General features: G+C 65.4%; 15 protein-coding genes. 1 reads left to right on the top strand and 14 read right to left on the bottom strand.

The window, feature by feature from the left end; translation table 11 throughout:
* Positions 1 to 82 precede the first annotated feature (82 nt).
* Positions 83 to 1,606, top strand: a complete 1,524-nt coding sequence (locus NGM99_RS07675) for an aldehyde dehydrogenase (NADP(+)) (protein WP_252817666.1) — start codon at positions 83 to 85, stop codon at positions 1,604 to 1,606.
* Positions 1,607 to 1,635: 29 nt separating this feature from the next.
* Here NGM99_RS07675 and NGM99_RS07670 read toward each other — a convergent pair whose 3' ends face one another.
* The 14 genes from NGM99_RS07670 to NGM99_RS07605 all read right to left on the bottom strand — a co-directional run bounded on the left by NGM99_RS07670 (position 1,636) and on the right by NGM99_RS07605 (position 17,694).
* Entirely contained in the window at positions 1,636 to 2,901 is a 1,266-nt protein-coding gene (locus NGM99_RS07670; protein ID WP_252817665.1) for a glycerate kinase type-2 family protein, read from the bottom strand.
* The gene (locus NGM99_RS07665; RefSeq protein ID WP_252817664.1) at positions 2,898 to 3,221 is read right to left on the bottom strand and encodes a Dabb family protein; all 324 of its coding nucleotides are present in this window, start codon (positions 3,219 to 3,221) and stop codon (positions 2,898 to 2,900) included. Before NGM99_RS07665 ends, NGM99_RS07670 begins: the two co-directional genes overlap by 4 nt.
* A 3-nt stretch (positions 3,222 to 3,224) precedes the next feature.
* Entirely contained in the window at positions 3,225 to 4,889 is a 1,665-nt protein-coding gene (locus tag NGM99_RS07660) for a GMC family oxidoreductase (RefSeq protein WP_252817663.1), read from the bottom strand.
* A gap of 8 nt (positions 4,890 to 4,897) precedes the next feature.
* Entirely contained in the window at positions 4,898 to 5,662 is a 765-nt protein-coding gene (locus tag NGM99_RS07655; protein WP_252817662.1) for a 3-ketoacyl-ACP reductase, read from the bottom strand.
* Positions 5,659 to 7,152 carry an FAD-dependent oxidoreductase gene (locus NGM99_RS07650; RefSeq protein WP_252817661.1) on the bottom strand — a complete coding sequence of 498 codons (1,494 nt, stop codon included), beginning with the start codon at positions 7,150 to 7,152 and terminating at the stop codon, positions 5,659 to 5,661. The genes NGM99_RS07655 and NGM99_RS07650 overlap by 4 nt, the downstream gene beginning before the upstream one ends.
* Before the next feature lie 25 nt (positions 7,153 to 7,177).
* On the bottom strand, positions 7,178 to 8,296 hold the full coding sequence (locus NGM99_RS07645) for an ABC transporter ATP-binding protein (protein ID WP_252817660.1): 1,119 nt from the start codon (positions 8,294 to 8,296) through the stop codon (positions 7,178 to 7,180).
* A gap of 5 nt (positions 8,297 to 8,301) precedes the next feature.
* Positions 8,302 to 9,222 carry a carbohydrate ABC transporter permease gene (locus NGM99_RS07640; RefSeq protein ID WP_252817805.1) on the bottom strand — a complete coding sequence of 307 codons (921 nt, stop codon included), beginning with the start codon at positions 9,220 to 9,222 and terminating at the stop codon, positions 8,302 to 8,304.
* Positions 9,223 to 9,266: 44 nt separating this feature from the next.
* Positions 9,267 to 10,226 carry a carbohydrate ABC transporter permease gene (locus NGM99_RS07635; protein ID WP_252817659.1) on the bottom strand — a complete coding sequence of 320 codons (960 nt, stop codon included), beginning with the start codon at positions 10,224 to 10,226 and terminating at the stop codon, positions 9,267 to 9,269.
* 114 nt (positions 10,227 to 10,340) lie between these two features.
* On the bottom strand, positions 10,341 to 11,603 hold the full coding sequence (locus tag NGM99_RS07630) for an ABC transporter substrate-binding protein (RefSeq protein WP_252817658.1): 1,263 nt from the start codon (positions 11,601 to 11,603) through the stop codon (positions 10,341 to 10,343).
* A gap of 134 nt (positions 11,604 to 11,737) precedes the next feature.
* The gene (locus NGM99_RS07625) at positions 11,738 to 13,255 is read right to left on the bottom strand and encodes an aldehyde dehydrogenase family protein (RefSeq protein WP_252817657.1); all 1,518 of its coding nucleotides are present in this window, start codon (positions 13,253 to 13,255) and stop codon (positions 11,738 to 11,740) included.
* A complete protein-coding gene (locus tag NGM99_RS07620; RefSeq protein WP_252817656.1) occupies positions 13,249 to 14,028 on the bottom strand; it encodes an enoyl-CoA hydratase/isomerase family protein in 780 nt (259 codons plus the stop codon). Before NGM99_RS07620 ends, NGM99_RS07625 begins: the two co-directional genes overlap by 7 nt.
* Positions 14,028 to 15,635 (bottom strand): acyl CoA:acetate/3-ketoacid CoA transferase, encoded by a 1,608-nt coding sequence (locus NGM99_RS07615; protein ID WP_252817655.1) that lies wholly within the window; start codon positions 15,633 to 15,635, stop codon positions 14,028 to 14,030. Before NGM99_RS07615 ends, NGM99_RS07620 begins: the two co-directional genes overlap by 1 nt.
* The gene (locus NGM99_RS07610) at positions 15,632 to 16,657 is read right to left on the bottom strand and encodes a Gfo/Idh/MocA family protein (protein ID WP_252817654.1); all 1,026 of its coding nucleotides are present in this window, start codon (positions 16,655 to 16,657) and stop codon (positions 15,632 to 15,634) included. The genes NGM99_RS07615 and NGM99_RS07610 overlap by 4 nt, the downstream gene beginning before the upstream one ends.
* Positions 16,654 to 17,694 (bottom strand): LacI family DNA-binding transcriptional regulator, encoded by a 1,041-nt coding sequence (locus tag NGM99_RS07605; RefSeq protein WP_252817653.1) that lies wholly within the window; start codon positions 17,692 to 17,694, stop codon positions 16,654 to 16,656. The genes NGM99_RS07610 and NGM99_RS07605 overlap by 4 nt, the downstream gene beginning before the upstream one ends.
* Positions 17,695 to 17,841 lie beyond the last annotated feature (147 nt).

The raw sequence follows: 17,841 nt of genomic DNA, 5'->3' as shown, positions 1-17,841 counted from the left end.
CATGCCACATGAGAGCAAGTCTTCTCCAGACCGTGCGGCATGTGCGCCGGACCGCTCTGCGGCCAAGCATAAGGAACATATGATGAGCCAGTCCACTTTCATCCCACGCGGAAAGCACCTCATTGCCGGCGAGTGGGTCGGCGGGGGTGAGACCTTTGCCTCGTCGCCCGCGCATGGGCCGTCTCACCCGTTTTCGGCCGGCACGGTCGAGGATGTGAACCGTGCGGCGGAAGCGGCGGAAGAGGCCTTCTGGACCTTTGCCTATGCCTCGCGCGAGACGCGTGCCGTCTTTCTCGAGACGATCGCCGACGAGATCGAGGCGCGTGGTGCTGCCATCACCGAAATCGGCACACAGGAAAGCGGCTTGCCGGCCGCCCGTCTTGAAGGCGAGCGTGGGCGCACCGTGGGCCAGTTGCGCCTCTTTGCCGATCACATCCGCAAGGGCGACTATCTCGACCGCCGCATCGACCAGGCCCTGCCCGAGCGCAAGCCGCAGCCGCGTCCCGAGATCAGGCTGATCCAGCGTCCCATCGGGCCGGTTGCCGTGTTCGGCGCCTCCAACTTTCCGCTGGCGTTCTCGACGGCCGGTGGCGACACGGCCGCTGCCCTAGCGGCAGGCTGCCCCGTCGTGGTCAAGGGTCACTCCGCGCATCCCGGCACGGGTGAGATCGTGGCGGAAGCCATTCTGGCTGCCATCGAGAAGACCGGCATGCCCCGAGGTGTGTTTTCGCTGGTTCAGGGCGGCAGCCGCGCCGTGGGCGAAGCGCTCGTCCAGCACCCGCTGATCAAGGCTGTCGGCTTCACCGGCTCGCTCACGGGCGGCCGCGCGCTTTTCAACCTGTGTGCCGCGCGGCCCGAGCCGATCCCCTTCTTCGGCGAACTCGGCTCGGTCAACCCGATGTTCGTGCTGCCAGAAGCGCTCAAGGCTCGCGCTGACACGCTCGGCCAGGGCTGGGCCGGCTCGCTCGCCATGGGCGCAGGCCAGTTCTGCACCAATCCCGGCATCGCGGTGGTGCCGGAAGGGTCCGACGGCGACGCCTTCATCGCTGCCACCAAGACCGCACTCGAAGCAGTCCAGCCACAGACCATGCTGACCGATGGCATCGCCAAGGCCTATGCGGAGGGCTCGGACCGCTTCAACAGCCGCAACTCGGTCAAGCCGCTTCTGCAGACCAAAAGCGACGGTCGCACCGCATCGCCCAATCTCTACGAGGTCGAGGCGGACGCCTTCATGGAAGACCATACGCTCGGCGAAGAAGTCTTCGGGCCGCTCGGCCTCGTCGTGCGCACCAAATCCGATGAGCGCATGATCGAGCTGGCCAAGAACCTGCAGGGCCAACTGACCGCGACGATCCATATGGATGCGGGCGACGCGCCATTGGCTCGCAAGCTCTTGCCGGTTCTCGAACGCAAGGCCGGCCGCGTGCTCGCCAACGGCTTCCCTACGGGTGTCGAGGTGGTGGATGCGATGGTCCATGGCGGACCTTACCCCGCTTCCACCAATTTCGGCGCGACAAGCGTCGGAACACTGTCCATCCGCCGCTTCCTGCGCCCCGTCTCCTTCCAGAACATCCCGACGGACGTGCTGCCCGAAGACCTGGCATAACAGAAAACAGCCAACCTGCCGGCCGCCCGTCAGGCGATCAGGATCCCCCTGAAATCGTTGACATTGGTGCTGGTGGGCCCTGGCACGAACAGCTCATCGGCGGCATCGAAGGCACTCCAGGCATCGTTGTCGGCCAGGCATGCCGCCGGGTCGATACCTGCCGCGCGGATGCGCGAGGCAGTGTTGCCGTCGCAGAACGCCCCGGCATTGTCTTCCGAGCCGTCGATGCCGTCCGTATCGGCCGCCATGGCCGTAATGCCTGATATGCCATCGATATCGAGCGCCAGCGAAAGCAGGAACTCGCTGTTGCGCCCGCCGCGACCGTGGGCGTTGCGCAGGGTCACCGTGGTTTCTCCGCCCGACAGGATGACGACGGGTTTGGAGAACGGGCTGTTGCGCGTCGCCACCTCGCGTGCGAGTGCCGCATGCACGCGCGCCACCTCGCGCGCCTCGCCCTCGATCGCGTCCGACAGGATCACGGCCGCAATGCCCTGAGCCTCTGCCTGCCGTGCGGCGGCTTCGAGCGACACGCGTGCGGAGGCGATCACGGCGTGGCTGTGGTTGGCAAAGCGTGGATCACTGGGCAGAGGTGCGGCACAGGCCGGATCGGCCAGATGCGCCATGATCTTTTCGGGCAGCACGATCCTGTAGCGGCGAACCGCATCGAGCACATCCTCTCGCGTGCCGGCATCCGCGATCGTCGGGCCGGACGCGACTAGGGCAGCCTCGTCGCCCGGAATGTCCGACACCACGAGGCTCACCACGCGCGCGGGGTGGGCCGCTGCCGCCAGCCGCCCGCCCTTGATGCGCGACACATGCTTGCGGATCACGTTCATCGCCCGGATCGGCGCGCCGGAAGCGAGCAATGCCGTGTTGAGCGCGATCTCGTCTTCGAGCGTCAACGTTCCCGCCGGGGCCGGCAAAAGTGCAGAGCCGCCGCCGCAAACAAGCGCCACCACTAGATCGTCCGCGGTCAAACCGGACACTGCCGTGAGCAGCCGTTCGGAGGCGCGCAGGCCTGCTTGGTCCGGCACCGGATGGGCGGCTTCGAGCACCTCGATTCGCTCGCAAGGCGCGCCGTAGCCGTATCGGGTCACCACCACGCCCTCCAGCGGCCCATCCCAGGCTTGCTCGAACGCCTGCGCCAGTTGCGCCACGCCCTTGCCCGCGCCCACCACGACCGTGCGTCCCTTTGGCCGTCCAGGCAGATGCCGGGCGATCACCGTATGCGGATCGGCCGCTGCGACCGCCGTTTCGAAAAGCGAACAGAGAAACGCTCTTGGGTCCAAACTCACGCCGACGTGCCGCGCCAATCGAGATCGAACACCAGGAGTCCCTCCAGCCCGCCTTCTGCCGCCGCCACGATGCGTGCGCCCACCTTGGCATGGTCGGGGTCGGACAAATAGCGGTCGCGTGTTGCGGCATTCTCGAAATCCACGATGAAGCCGTCGCTGAACCCCTTGTCGAGGCCTTCGGGACTGTTGTTCGTGCCAGTGCGGATCTCGACGATCCCGGGAATGATCCCTTTCAGCGCATGCACGGCGGCAAAGATTGCCTCGCGCTCGGGTTTGGTGGTTTGCGCATTGAAGCGGATGAAGACGCAATGGCGGATCATGGGTCAGCTCAAATGGGCACGCGCGCGAGGGCGCGTATCGTTGCGTTCATGCGCGAAGATCGCAGGCGGCAAAGGCGGCAGACCGCGAATGATGTCTGCTCCCTTTTCGCCCGCCATGATCGTCGGCGCGTTGGTGTTGCAGGATGGCACGCGCGGCAGGATCGAGGAATCGCAAACGCGCAAGCCCTCGAGCCCGCGCACCTTGAGTTCCAGATCGACCACCGCGTCTTCGCCGGTTCCCATCTTGCACGTTCCGACCGGATGGTGATCGGTCTTGGCGTTGGCGCAGGCATAGTCGAACAATTCGCTTTCGCTCTGCACGCTGGGCCCCGGCAGCCGCTCGGCCAGCACGAAGCGTTCGAGCGCAGGCTGGCGCATGATCTCGCGCGCGAGACGCAAGCCTTCGAGCGACATGGCCCGATCGTGGCTGTCTGCGAAATAATTCGGGTCGATTAGCGGTGCGGCCGCGGGATCGCCCGACGAGAGCCGCACCGTCCCGCGCGAGCGCGGATGGAGATAGGCCGAGTTCAGCGTGACACCTGCATTCTTTAGCTTTTCGACGCCCGCCTCGATGCCCGAACCCAAGCCCAGATGGAACTGGATGTCGGGCGAGCGCGCGTCCGGATCGGCATACCAGAAGCCGCCCGTCTCGAAGAGCGAGGAAGCGACGGGGCCCGAACGAAACAGCAGATATTGGAGGCCCGCCCAGACCGTGCGATGCGGCTTGGCGACGCCGTCATAGGTGAAATCGCCCTTGCATTCCGAGATCACGAAGAGATCGAGATGGTCCTGCAGGTTGCTGCCGACGCCGGAAAGGTCGTGGCGCACGTCGATGCCGACGCTGCGCAAGTGATCGGCCGGGCCGATGCCCGACTGCATCAGCAGCTTGGGCGATCCGATGGCGCCCGACGAAACGATCACCTCTCGGCCCGCCCGCACCGTCTCGACGCCTGACTGCGTGGCGAGCTCCACGCCCACCGCGCGGCGCCCTTCCAGCACCACCCGCGCCACCCGCGCGCCGAGCCGCACCGTCAGGTTCTTTCGGTCGCGGATGGGTTTCAGATAGGCCATGGAAGCCGAGGAGCGGCGGCGGTCGCGTTGCGTCAGCTGGTAGAAGCCCAAGCCCGCCTGCTGGCGCCCGTTGAAGTCCGGGTTATAGGGAATGCCCAGTTCCTCGCCGGCCTGGATATAGGCGTCGCAGATCGGCAGCGCCGAGACCGGCATCGAAACACCGAGCGGCCCGCCATAGGCATGATAGTCGTCGGCAAAGCGCTGGTTGTCTTCGGCACGCTTGAAGTAGGGCAGGACCTCGCGATAGCTCCAACCGGTGCAGCCGTCCTCTGACGCCCAGATATCGTAATCGGCCTTGTTGCCGCGCGTATAGAGCTGCGCGTTGATCGACGAGCCGCCGCCGACGACCTTGGCCTGGGTGTAGCGCAGGACGCGGTTCTTGAGGTGCTGCTGCGGCACGGTTTCCCAGCCCCAGCTTGCCACGCCCTTGGTCATCTTGGCGAAGCCGGCCGGCATGTGGAAGAGCGGGTTCCAGTCCGACCCGCCGGCTTCCAGAAGCAGCACAGTGGTGCTCGGGTCTTCGCTCAAGCGGTTGGCCAGAACGCAGCCCGCGGGGCCGGCCCCCGTGATGATATAGTCGTAGGCTTTGGTCGTCATGGGTCGTCTCAAAGTCGGGCGATGGAAAGGCCGCCGTCAGCCTGGATCACGCTGCCGGTCGCGAATGAAAAGCCGCCGCGCGCAAGGCTTGCCACCACCGCACCGATATCGCTCGCCTCGCCCCAGCGCCCCGCCGGCACGAGCCCGCCGCCGATCAGGCGGTCGTATTTCTCGGAGACGCCTGCGGTCATGTCGGTTCGGATGATGCCGGGACGCACTTCGAACACGCCGATCTTCTCCGGCGCGAGCCGCAGCGCGAGGCCCTGGCCGAAGGCGGAAAGGGCGGCTTTCGACATGCAGTAGTCGAGCCGGTCGGGCGAGGCCATCGCGGCGGAAACGGAGGTGATGTTGATGACGGAGCGAGGATGCTCCGATCCGGTGCTCGAAAGCATCCTCGTCAGCACGGCCTGCGTGAAGAACACCGTGCCGCGCAGGTTCACGCCGAGCACGTGGTCGAAGTTCAAAGGGGTCAGCGCGAGGAAGTCGCCGCGCACCACGGCACCGATGCCCGCATTGTTCACGAGGCAATCGATGCGGCCGAAGCGAGCCGCCACGGCATCGACAGCGGCCAAATGGCTGGAAATCGCGGCGAGGTCGAAGGGGACATAAAAAGCTGAGGCACCATGCGTCTCGATCGCCAGAACAGCGTCATCCGCTTCCGGCTCCCGGTCCACGATCGCCAGATCGAAGCCTTCAGCGGCCAGCGCCTTGGCAATGCCCAAACCGATGCCGCGCCGCGCGCCGGACACGATGGCGACGGGCCGCGAACTCATGCGCGCAGATCCTGCGTGGCGATTTGATCGGCCACGCGTAGCGCTTGGGCCGCCACCGTCAGCGCCGGATTGACGGCAGCCGACGAGGGTAGGAACCCGGCATCGACCACGAAGAGATTGCGATGCTGCCATGTCCGGCAGAACGGATCGAGCGGTGCGTGACGAGGGTCGAGCCCCATCCGCACCGTGCCGCACTGGTGCGAAGGCGTGCGCTTGTCGAACACATGCGACACCACAAGCGGAAAGCCCGCACCCTTCAACACGCCCTTCAGCGTGCCGACGAGTCGCTGATGCGCCGCCCAATTGGTACGCTTCCAGTGCAGGACGATGCGCTCGCCATCCACCGTCACGCGACTGTCTGGCGTCGGCACGTCCTCGCTCATCGCAAGGAAATCGACGCTGTTGCGCGACACGCGGTCGAGCAGCCATTCGGGCAGGCGCTTGAGATCGCCCTTCATGATCCGGCCGGACACGCGCCCGAGCAGTTGCACATTGCCGAGCGGGGCACCGCCTGCGCCATCCGTCAGGTAGAAGTCGTTGAGGCCGAAGGTCTTCTGGTAAACGGAGTCGTTCCGGAAGCGCGGGCTCCAGCCGATCACCGCCGTCAGGTTGTGGTTCATGAAATTGCGCCCGACCTGATCGGACGCGTTCGCCAAGCCGTTCGGATGCTTCTCATCCTTTGAGCGAAGCAGCAGGACGGCCGATTGCACGGCACCCGCCGAAAGCACGACCAGCCCGGGCTTCAGAACCTCGTTGCCGATGTGGACGGCCTCGATGCGCGCGCCGTCCGCCGAGGCTTCCAGTTTCGAGACGCGCGCACCGGTGCGCAAACGAACATTCGGATATCTCAGCGCCTCGGCAAGGGCCGTCGTTTCCGCATCCATCTTGCCGTCGTCGCTGTTGGGATGCGCGTCCCACGGCGTCTGGCCCTTGGCGAGCCAGCGCTCGATATCGACGCCGAGCGGCAGCGAATAGGGATGCAGGCCCTGCCGCTTGAGCCTTACGCGCAGGTCGGCGATGGGCCGCTCGTCGGGCACGGGCGGATGCGCGTATGGCGTCGAATGCGGCGGTTCGGTCGGGTCCTCGCCGAGGCTTCCCCGCACCTGAAACAGCTGTTCGGCCTTGCCGTACCAGGACTCAAGTTCGCCATAGGGAAACGGCCAGGCGGGCGAGACGCCTTCTCCGTGGCGCAGCTCTTCGAAATCCTCCGCGCGGTAGCGCGTCAGCACGGCGCCATAGAATTTCGAGTTGCCGCCGACATTGATGTAATTGCCGGGATTGAACGGCCTGCCATCGGCCTCGAACCAGTTCTCCTTGGGCCGGAAATGCCCGCGCTGGAAGATCGCGCGCTGGTCGCGGTTCTCCGGCCTGTCAGCGAGGCGCTCACCGGCTTCGAGGATGAGGATATTCGCACCGGTGGGGGCCAGGCCCGAGGCGATCGTCGCCCCGCCAATGCCGGAACCGATGATGACGATGTCGGGCTGGGTCATCGCACTGTCAGCTGAAACGTCGATCTCACGCGATCCGGCTCTGGTCGGACGGATCGAAGAACACCGCCTTGTCGAGATTGAAGGCAAGCCGCGCCGTCTGGCCCGGCTGGAGGCGGGCGTCCGCGCGCAGGCGCGCGACCACTTCCTTGCCGCCGAGCCGCGTCACCGCGAAGGTGTCGGAGCCGGCCGGCTCCACCACGTCGATCAGGCAATCGCCTTCCACCACCGAATGGGCGTTGCGGTCCGCGCCATCCGGGTCGGTCAGCGCTTCGGGACGGATGCCGAACACCACGTTGCGGCCGGCAAAGGGGCGGAGCGCCTCGCCCACGCCATTGACGGGCAGGCTCAAGGGGGGAGCATTGGGGCGGTCGATGGAAACGCGGACGTCCCCCTCCGAACCGCCTTCCACGGATGCCGCGAGCAGGTTCATCGCGGGCGAGCCCATGAAGTCGGCCACGAACATGTTGGCGGGGTTGTTGTAGATCTCAGCCGGCGTGCCGAACTGCTGGAGCACGCCGTCGCGCAGAACCGCGATCTTGGTCGCGAGCGTCATCGCCTCGATCTGGTCATGGGTGACATAGACGATGGTGGTCTTCACGCGGTGGTGTAGCCGCTTGATCTCGGTGCGCATGTCCACGCGCAGCTTGGCGTCGAGATTGGACAGCGGTTCGTCGAAGAGGAACACCTGCGGGTCGCGCACCAGCGCCCGGCCCATCGCCACGCGCTGGCGCTGGCCGCCCGAAAGCTGAGAGGGCTTGCGGTCGAGCAGGTGGCCGATCTGCAGCGTTTCGGCGACGCGGGCGATAGCCTTGTCGCGTTCGAGCTTGGGCACGCCGCGGATCTCCATGCCAAACGCGATGTTTCCGGCCACCGTCATGTTCGGGTAGAGCGCATAGGACTGGAACACCATCGCGATGTCGCGCTTGGACGGGTGCAGGCCTGCCACATTGCGCCCGTTGATGCGGATCTCGCCCGACGTGATCGGCTCCAGTCCCGCGATGCAGTTGAGCAGCGTGCTCTTGCCGCAGCCCGATGGGCCCACCAGCACCAGAAATCCGCCCTTCTCGATCTCGAGGTTGATTTCCTTGAGAATGCGGACATTGCCGAATGTCTTGCTGAGGCGGTCGATTTCGAGAAAGGCCATCGGATCTATCCCTTGACGGCGCCGGCCATCAGGCCGCGCACGAAGTAGCGGCCGGCGACGACATAGACGAGGAGGGTGGGAAGCGCGGCGATCATCGCCGCCGCCATGTTGACATTGTATTCGACCACGCCGGTCGAGGTGTTGACGACGTTGTTGAGCGCCACGGTCATCGGCATGGACTCGCCGGTGCCGGCATAGGCCGAGGCGAACAGGAAGTCGTTCCAGATATTGGTGAACTGGTAGATCACGGTCACCACGAAGATTGGCAGTGAGTTCGGCAGCATGATGCGCCGGAAGATCTGGAAGAAGGATGCGCCGTCGATCTGAGCGGCTTTCACGAGCTCGGACGGGAACGCCTCGTAATAGTTGCGGAAGAACAGCGTGGTGAAGCCTAGGCCATAGACCACATGCACGAAGACGAGGTTCACCGTCGGGTTGCCCAGGCCCAGGGAGGTGCCGAACGCGTTCTGGAGGGTCACACCGAAGCGGCCGATCGAGCCCAGGATCGTCGCCATCGGCAGGAGCACCGATTGGAACGGGATGAAGCAGGCGAACAGCATCAGCCCGAAAACGAGATTGTGCCCGCGAAACCGCCACTTGGTGAGCACATAGCCGTTCAGGGCACCCAGCAGCGTCGAGATCAGGACGGCCGGAACCACCATCTTGAGCGAGTTCCAGAAATAGCCCTTGATCCCTGCGCAGGTCAGGCCGACACAGGTCTCGCCCCATGCCTTGGCCCAGGGTTCCAAGGTGGGCGATTGCGGCAGGGCCAGCATGTTGCCGCCCTGAATCTCGTCCATCGTCTTGAACGAGGTCACCAGCATCACGAAAAGCGGCATCAGGTAGAGCACGGCGAAAAGCACGAGCAGACCGTAGATCACGATGCGGTTGGTGATGCGCCAGCCGCGTCCCGTGTCTTGCCCCATGTCGTGGGCGTGCGGGGTTTCGGGTGAATCGAAGGGGAGGGCGGTCACCGGCTCTTCTCCCTGAGTTCAGAATAGAGGTAAGGCACGATGATCGCGGAGATGCCCATCAGCATGATGATGGCCGAGGCCGAACCGACGGCCATCTGGTTCCGCTTGAAGGTGTATTCGTACATGAAGTTGGACGGCAGCCAGGCCGAGCCGCCAGGCCCGCCGGAGGTCAGCGCCACCACGAGGTCGTAGGACTTGATCGCCATATGGGCGAGCACGATGAAGGCCGAGAGGAAGACGGGGCGCAGGAGCGGAATGATGATCCGGCGGTAAAGTTGGAGCGGCGAGGCACCATCGATCTGCGCCGCCTTCATGATCTCGCCGTCGATGCCGCGCAGGCCTGCCAGGAACATCGCCATCACGAAGCCCGACGCCTGCCACACGCCGGCGATGACGACCGTGTAGATCACGAAGTCCTTGTTCTTGATCCAGTCGAAATGGAAGGACGTCCAGCCGAGATTGTGCAGGGTCTGCTCGAGCCCGAGTCCCGGGTCGAGGAACCACTTCCATGCGACGCCCGTGACGATGAAGGACAGCGCCATGGGATAGAGATAGATCGGGCGAAGCACGCCTTCGCCGCGGATCTTCTGGTCGAGCAGGATGGCCAGCCCCAGCCCGATGGCGAGGCAGAAGAAAACGTAGAGGAAACCGAAAATCCCCATATTGGTGATCGAGGTGTACCAGGAGGAGGGCGGGCTGCTTTCGAAGGTCCAGCGCCACAGCTTCTCATAGGAACGCAAGCCGTCCCAATTGGTCGAGGGGAAGGCCTTGGACGTGGTGAAGGACAGATAGGCCGTCCAGAGGATGAAGCCGTAAACGAAGACCACGATGGCCGCGAAGCTCGGCGCCAGCACGATCTTGGGCAAGGCCTCCTGCAGGCGCGAGCGGACGGTGGGCCGGATGCCCTCGTCGCGTTCGGCCGTCAGAACGGGCCGCGTGGTTGCAACTGAACTCATGGCTCTCTCCCTCGCGCGCCTCTCCCTGGCGCGACCGGGCTGCGACGGCAGCCGGGGTGTGGGAACCGGGCTATATCATTCGCGCCCGGCTCCCCTCTCGTCAGTGCGGCGTTCTTACTGCGCGTCCTCGATCGCCTGGACCAGCTGCGTCACCGCATCCTCCGAGCTGGTGATCTGGCCGTGCACGAATTTGGACACCACGTCCTTGTAGGCATTGGCGATGGCTGGCGGGGCGCCGTAGCCCTGCGCGAGCGACCCGAACAGCGTGCCGCCGCTGTCGGCGCTCTTCAAGTCCGCGATGCCCTTCTTGCCGCAGGCGTCGAAGTCGGTGTCCGGCACGTCGGTGCGCGCCGGCACCGAGCCCTTGACCACGTTGAAGGCCGACTGGAAGCTCTTGGACAGCGTTGCCGTCGCAAGCGCGACCTGCGCCGCCTTGCGGTCTTCGGGCACGTTGAACATGCCGAACATGTCGGAGTTGTAGATCACCGAGCCATCCGTGCCGGGGAAGCGCGGGCACACGAAATCGGTGCCGGCCGTCTTCTTGGCCGCGACGAACTCGCCCTTGGCCCAGTCGCCCATCACCTGCATGAGCGCGTCGCCCTTGATCACCATCGCGGTGGCGAGGTTCCAGTCGCGGCCCGAGAAGTTCGGATCCACATAGGTGACGAGCTTGGCGAGGTTGTCGAACGACTTCTTCATCGTGTCCGACTTGAGCGACTCCATGTCGAGGTCGTTCATCGCCTTCTTGTAGAATTCGGGCCCGCCGGTGGACAGCACCACGGAATCGAACATGGTCGCTTCCTGCCAGTTCTGGCCACCCAGCGCCAACGGGATCACGCCTGCGGTCTTGGCCTTGTCGAGCAGCGCGAAGAGTTCGTCCATGGTCTTGGGCTCGGTGCCGCCGATCTTGTCGAGCACCGGCTTGCTGATCCACAGCCAGTTGACGGAGTGCACGTTGACGGGGGCGGCGACCCACTTGCCGTCATAGACCGCGAATTTCTGGAGAGCGGCGGGAACGGCCTTGTCCCAGCCTTCCTTCTTGGCGGCTTCGGTCAGATCGCCCATCACGCCTTCCTGGGCGTAGTCGAGCACCGAGTAGCCCAGCATCTGCGAGGCGGTCGGATAGTTGCCGGCCGAAACCATCGCCTTCAGCGCGGTCATCGCGGCGTCGCCGCCGCCGCCGGCCACCGGCACGTCCTTCCAAGCATAGCCTTCCTTGGAAAGGTCTTCTTTCAGCACGTTCAGCGCGGCAGCCTCGCCGCCGGACGTCCACCAGTGCAGCATCTGCACTTCCTTAACTTCCTGCGCCTGCGCCGCCCCGATCATCGGTGCCAGCAGAAGAGCGGCCGCTGCCGCCTTCAAGATCGTTCTACGCATTCCCATCCTCCCATTGGGGTCCAAAAAACCCGCATGCCCCGGCATGATTGCCGAAGCGGTCATTTCCCCGGAAAGCTGTTCCTGGCTTTCGGGAAACTCCTCCATGACGATCCGCCTCCACGGACCAGCGCGCTTTATTGGCGTGGCATCCACCACGACGTGCGCGCTCCGATATGCATATTCAGAGTCTTGGTTTCCGTATAGTCCTCCACGGCGTGGCGCCCGAGCTCGCGGCCCAGGCCCGACTGGCGATAGCCGCCGAAGGGCAGTTCGGCCGCCCCATCCATGAAGGTGTTCATCCAGACCGTGCCCGCCCGGACCTTCCGGCCGACCGTGAGGCAGGTGTCGAAATCGCGGCTCCAGACGCCGGCGGAAAGGCCATAATCGACCGCGTTGGCAATGCGGATCGCTTCATCGATGGTCTCGAAGCTCAGCACCGAAAGCACCGGGCCGAAGACCTCCTCGCGCGCCACCGCCATGTCGGGCGTCACGCCGGCCAGGATGGTGGGTGCCATGAACTGGCCGGGGCCCAGTTCGAGCGCTTCGCCGCCATGCGCGAGTTGCGCGCCCGCCTCGCCCGCCCCCTTCACATAGGCCGAAACCTTGTGAAGATGCTCGGGCGTGATGATGGCACCCACCTGTGTATGCGGGTTGAGCGGATCACCCACCTTCACCTTGGCGGAGAGTTCTGCGATGCGGGCCGTCACCTCGTCGGCGATGCTCCTGTGCAGGATCAGCCGCGAGCCGGCATTGCAGCATTCGCCCGCATTGAACCACGCGCCGAACACGGCGGCATCGATGAAAGCGTCGATGTCGGCATCGGGAAACACGATCTGCGGGTTCTTGCCGCCTAGCTCCAGCGAGACCTTCTTGAGCGTCTTGCCCGCGTTCTCCATGGTGATCCGCCCGACCGCCGTGGAGCCGGTGAAGGACACCATGTCCACTTGCTGGTGCGTCGCGAAAACCGCGCCCACTTCCGGCCCGGTGCCGGTGACGATGTTGACCACGCCTTCCGGCAGCCCGGCTTCCAGCAGGATCTCACCCAGCACCAAGGTCGAGCCCGATGTCAGCTCCGAGGGCTTCACCACGGTCGTGCAGCCGGCGGCGAGCGCGAAAGGCAGCTTCTGGGAAACGATCAGGAACGGGAAGTTCCACGGCGTGACGATGCCGACCACGCCAATGGCCTCGCGCAATACGACGCCCAGCGTGCCGTCACCCAGCGTGTTGTAGCTCTCGCCATGCAGGTCGCGCGCGAGCGCCGCCGCATAGCGCCAGATATCGACTGCGCCCGCGATCTCGGCCTTGACTTGGCTGATCGGCTTGCCCGCCTCCACCGCGTCGAGAAAGGCGAGTTCGTCCGCGCGCGCGGCGATCGCGTCAGCCACCTTCAAGAGAAGCAGCGAGCGTTCGGACACCGTCATGCGCGGCCACGGCCCGTGGTCGAAGGCATGTCGCGCGGCTCCGATGGCACGTTCCGCATCCGCGCGCGAACCGGCCGGAATGCCTGAAACGACCACGCCATGGCCGGGCGCCGTGCGCTCCATGGTCTTGCCGCTTTCGGCCGCGACCCATTCCTTGCCGATCAGCATCCGAAAGTCGCGACGCTTCAGCGCGTCGAGCGCTTCCGGGCGTACCAGAACCGTCATCACCATCCTCCCTGAAACTGTGCGGCACGCTTTTCGCCGAAGGCTGAAACCCCTTCGCGAAGGTCGGCCGTCTTGGCGGCCAGGATCGAGCCCAGGGCTTCCACCGCAGCCGGCGCGCCTTCGCCTTCGGCGGCCGCCAGCATCAGCTTCACCGTTTCGGTCGCCGTGGGTCCGCGCGCCGCGATGGCCTGCGCCTGCGCGATGGCTGCCGCGAACGCCTCGCCCGTGCCGACCACGCGGTCCACGATGCCGAGCTGCACGGCTTCGTTGGCCGAAAGCATCTCGCCGCACAGCGCCATGCGCCGCACGGGCTGGATGCCGAAGCGCCGCACGAGCCGTTGCGTGCCGCTCCAGCCCGGCACCATGCCGAGGCTGGTTTCCGGCAATCCGATCTTTGCCTGCGTTTCCGCGATGCGCAGATCGGCGCAGGCCGCGATCTCCAGCCCGCCGCCCAGCGCATGGCCGTTGAGCGCCGCGATCAAAGGCACACGCAGACCCGCCAGCCTTTCGAAGACGCGATGGCCGAAGCGCACCCATTGATGGCCGAACTCGCCCGCGCCCATGCCGGCCCAGGCCTTGATGTCGCCGCCGGCCGAAAACGCCTTGCCCTCGCCGGTGATGACAGCCGCACGAATGGCGCTGTCCGTCTCGATGGCTGCGCAGGTTTCATCGAGCGCGCGCAGCATTTCGAGGTCGAGCGCGTTCAGACGCTCGGGCCGCGCGAGCCGGATCACGGCAATGGCGTCCTGTTTTTCGACCGTGATGCGCGCCTCGCTCATCAGGCAGCCTCGGCCAGGGTCGCGGCAGGCTTTTCGCTGAGCGTCAGCCCGATCGGTTCTTCGTGGAAAAGCTTCTCGTCCATCAGCTTGAGCCGCGAGGACACGATCAGCGGGAACTCCGCCTGATCGAGAAGATGCGTCTGCAAGTCGGCGCCCGGTGCGATCTCGGTCAGGACCACGCCGTCCGGTGTCAGCTTCATCACGCCGCGTTCGGTGACGTAAGTGACATCCTGGCCTTGCGAAACCCCGCGCGGCCCCGAGAAGGTGACGTGCTCGACTTCCTGCACGAGCTTCTTCAGCTTGCCGTCCTTCTCGATGGCGAGCTTGCCGTTCGAAACGCCGAGCTTCGCGCCCGCATTGAACATGCCTGAGAACACGATCTTCTTCGCGCGCGCCGTGATGTCCACGAAGCCACCCGCACCCGCCGTCACATGGGGACGAAAGGAAAGCTTCGAGACATTCACCGAGCCGTCGCGGCCGATTTCGAGGAAGGACAGAAGCGAGGCGTCGAAGCCCGCCCCCTGGAAATAGGTGAACTGGTAGGGCGAGGGCATGAAGGCGTCGGCGTTGGACGCGCAGCCGAAGGCGAAGTCGAGGAGCGGCACGCCGCCTACCGCACCCTGTTCGATCACCCACGTCACCGCGCCGTGCAGGCCTTCTTCGAGCAGGATGCGCGGCACGTTCGCAGAGATGCCGAAACCGAGATTGACGGCGGTGTTGGCCGACAGTTCCTGCGCCACGCGGCGCGCGATCACCTTCTGGATGTTCCATTCGGGCGTGCGGAAGCTGTCGAGCGGGCGGAAGATCTCGCCCGAGATCGCCGGATCGTACCCGGTCAGCGTGGTCTGCTTCTGCTCGGCATCGACCACGACATAATCCACCAGAACGCCCGGCACGCGCACGTCATGGGGTTTGAGCGAGCCGTGGCGAGCCAACCGCTTCACCTGAGCGATGACGATGCCGCCATTGTTGCGGGCAGCCAGCGCCTGGTCGAGACCGCCGAGATACGCGCCTTCATGCTCATATGAAAGGTTGCCGCGCTCATCCGCCGTGGTGGCGCGGATGATCGCGACCTGCGGGGCGATGGCCTTGAAGTAAAGCCAGGTCTCACCTTCGAAATCGATCTTCCTGACCACCGCCTCGCGCCGCGCCGTCTCGTTCATGGCGCAGCCTTCGCGGTCGGGATCGACGAAGGTGTCGAGGCCGACTTTGGTCATCACGCCGGGCCGCTTGGCCGCCGCCTCGCGATGCATGTCGAACATGATGCCCGATGGGATGTTGTAGGCTGCAACCTCCTCATTGCCGATCATGCTCCAGATCAGCGGTGGTTCGGCGGAAGAGGGGCCGGAGGGGTAGGAGCCGCCGATGATGCGCTTCAAAAGACCTTTCTTGGCGAGATGGTCGACACCCTTGATGCCGCTCATGTCGCCGGCGGCGATCGGGTGCAGCGTGGTCAGCCCGCGTGGGTGGCCGGTCGCCTCGAAGCGCTCGCCGATGGCCTTCAGCATCGCATCCGGGCAACCGAGGCCCGACGACGAGGAAACCGAAACGACGCAATCGTCGGGAATGAGCTTCGCCGCATCTTCGAGGGTGATGTGCTTGTTCATGCGCCTGTGATCCCCGCTTTGGCCATCCCCGTTTCGACCTTGACCGCCCGGCCCGTCTTCGCCGCTTCCGCGACGGCGAGTGCGGTCGCGAGCGACCAGATGCCGTCTTCGCCGCTGGCTGCCGGTGCACCCTGACCCCGCACGGCCTTTCCAAAGGCACGCAGCGCCGTTTCGTAGAGATTGGCGCCATCCACGGAGAGGGTTTCCTCGCCCGAGTCGGTGCGCAGGGAAACCGTGCCGATGGGCTTCTGCGTCATCACATTGCGCGCCACCAAGGAGCCTTCGGTGCCATGCACCTCGAAGCCGGTTTCGGCATATTGCGCGGTGAAGGCATCGTGGAACTGCGCGACCACGCCGTTCTCGAAGCGAAGCACGCCCATCACGGCGTCTTCCAGTCCCTCGCGCCCCATGCCGGCACTTTGCGTGAGCGCCACGGCTTCCACCGGATCGCTGCCGAGCACGAAGCGCAGCGTGTCGGCGTCGTGCACGGTGATATCGAGGATCACGCCACCGCCGGCATCCGGCCGGTCGAGCCGCCAGCCCTGAAGATGCGCGGGCAGATAGACCGCATGAAACACGCGCGCGGCCAGCGGACGGCCGATACGGCCTTCGCGGATCGCGTCGCGCATCGCCCGATGCGTGCCGGCATTGCGAAGATGGTGGTTGGTCGCAAACACCACGCCGGCCTCACGTGCCGCCTCGACCATCTGCCGGGCGTCATGGAGCGAGAGCGCCAAAGGCTTTTCGCAGAGCACATGCTTGCCGGCCGCGATTGCCGCAAGTGCCTGGTCGCGATGCAGTTCATTGGTGGTCGAGATGTAAACCGCGTCGATCTCGCTGCCGAGCAGGGCTTCGAGCGAAGTGGTATGCTCCGGGATGCTGTTGGCGTCCGCGTAAGCCCGGGCCCGTTCGGCGTCGGTGCTCATTACCGAAACCACCGTACCGCCGTCGGCGCGGATGGCGCCGATCACCCATTCCCGCGCGATGGTGCTCGCGCCGATCAATCCCCAGCGCAGGCTCATGCGGCGGCTTCCTTCGGTGTTGCGATGCGTCCGCCGGAACTGTCGCGAAGCACGAGCCGGGCAGCGGAAATGATCGTCTCGGCTTCCGCCTGACCGGCATTGATCTGCTTGAGCAGCATCTGCGCCGCGCGCCGCCCCATGCCCTGCGGGTCGATCGAGACAGTGGACAGGGCCGGCACCGCGCTTTTCGCCTCGATCACATCGTCGAAGCCGATCACGGCGAAATCCAGGCCCGGCTCGCGCTTGTGGGCGCGAAGCCCGTCGCAGGCGCCGAAAGCGACCGCATCGTTGAAACAGATGGCGGCGGTAAAATGGTCGGCATGCGCGAGCGCCGCCGTGGCCGCCGTGATGCCACCGGCCCGGGAAGGGGCGGAGTCGAAGATCCAGCCATCGGACACGGCGATGCCGGCACTTTCCAAGGCCGCGCGATAGCCACGCACGCGCTCGGCGAAGACGGCTGTGTCCGCAAAGCCGCCCAGAAAGGCGATGCGCCGGTGCCCTTGTTCGAGCAGATGCGCGACGGCCTCGCGCGTGCCGCCCTCGCTGTCCGAGATCAGCGTCGAAACCTTGGCGCCGGGCACCGCGCGCACCACGACGACCACCGGAATGCCGGCCGCGACCAGCGGCTTGAGATCGGCGGCAGTGGTGCCGCGCGCGGGCGACAGGATCAGCCCGGCCATGCCGTGCTCGCGCATCGACGCGATCACTTCACGCTGGCGATCGAGGCTTTCGCCCGTATTGGCGAGAAACTGCACGAAGCCGGCCGACTGCGTGACCATGTCCATGCCGACCGCGAGTTCTGCGAAGAAGGAGTTGGTGAGATCGTTGACGACGATGCCGATCACTTCCGAGCCGCCGCCGCGCAGCTTGGCCGCATTGCGGTTGTAGACATAGCCCAGTTCGCGGATCGTCTCGTTGACCTTGGCGCGGGTCGTCTCGTTGACGAGCGTGCTGTTGCGCAAGACGAGCGAAACGGTGGACTTCGACACGCCGGCGGCATGCGCGATGTCGATCACCGTGACGGGCCTCTTGCTCAACCGATTTCCTCCCGCGCCATCAAGAGCGCTCGCCCGTCTTATTGGAACGTTCTAAATCCGTCAAGCCAAGTTTCGTCTGCATGGGACGGCAGGAAGCCAGCGGAATTGCTCTGACGCGCTCATGCGGTGGACTGATCGATAGTCTTT

This window comes from Mesorhizobium liriopis, assembly GCF_024053505.1.
Taxonomy (GTDB): domain Bacteria; phylum Pseudomonadota; class Alphaproteobacteria; order Rhizobiales; family Rhizobiaceae; genus Mesorhizobium_B; species Mesorhizobium_B liriopis.
The sequence above is the reverse complement of the archived record's forward strand: the minus strand, read 5'-3'. Positions and strand labels throughout refer to the sequence as shown.

Coding starts and splice junctions, on each gene's coding strand:
- NGM99_RS07675 (WP_252817666.1), top strand. CDS start 83: ATGAGCCAGTCCACTTTCATCCCACGCGGAAAGCACCTCATTGCCGGC.
- NGM99_RS07665 (WP_252817664.1), bottom strand. CDS start 3,221: ATGATCCGCCATTGCGTCTTCATCCGCTTCAATGCGCAAACCACCAAA.
- NGM99_RS07660 (WP_252817663.1), bottom strand. CDS start 4,889: ATGACGACCAAAGCCTACGACTATATCATCACGGGGGCCGGCCCCGCG.
- NGM99_RS07655 (WP_252817662.1), bottom strand. CDS start 5,662: ATGAGTTCGCGGCCCGTCGCCATCGTGTCCGGCGCGCGGCGCGGCATC.
- NGM99_RS07650 (WP_252817661.1), bottom strand. CDS start 7,152: ATGACCCAGCCCGACATCGTCATCATCGGTTCCGGCATTGGCGGGGCG.
- NGM99_RS07645 (WP_252817660.1), bottom strand. CDS start 8,296: ATGGCCTTTCTCGAAATCGACCGCCTCAGCAAGACATTCGGCAATGTC.
- NGM99_RS07640 (WP_252817805.1), bottom strand. CDS start 9,222: ATGGGGCAAGACACGGGACGCGGCTGGCGCATCACCAACCGCATCGTG.
- NGM99_RS07635 (WP_252817659.1), bottom strand. CDS start 10,226: ATGAGTTCAGTTGCAACCACGCGGCCCGTTCTGACGGCCGAACGCGAC.
- NGM99_RS07630 (WP_252817658.1), bottom strand. CDS start 11,603: ATGCGTAGAACGATCTTGAAGGCGGCAGCGGCCGCTCTTCTGCTGGCA.
- NGM99_RS07625 (WP_252817657.1), bottom strand. CDS start 13,255: ATGGTGATGACGGTTCTGGTACGCCCGGAAGCGCTCGACGCGCTGAAG.
- NGM99_RS07620 (WP_252817656.1), bottom strand. CDS start 14,028: ATGAGCGAGGCGCGCATCACGGTCGAAAAACAGGACGCCATTGCCGTG.
- NGM99_RS07615 (WP_252817655.1), bottom strand. CDS start 15,635: ATGAACAAGCACATCACCCTCGAAGATGCGGCGAAGCTCATTCCCGAC.
- NGM99_RS07610 (WP_252817654.1), bottom strand. CDS start 16,657: ATGAGCCTGCGCTGGGGATTGATCGGCGCGAGCACCATCGCGCGGGAA.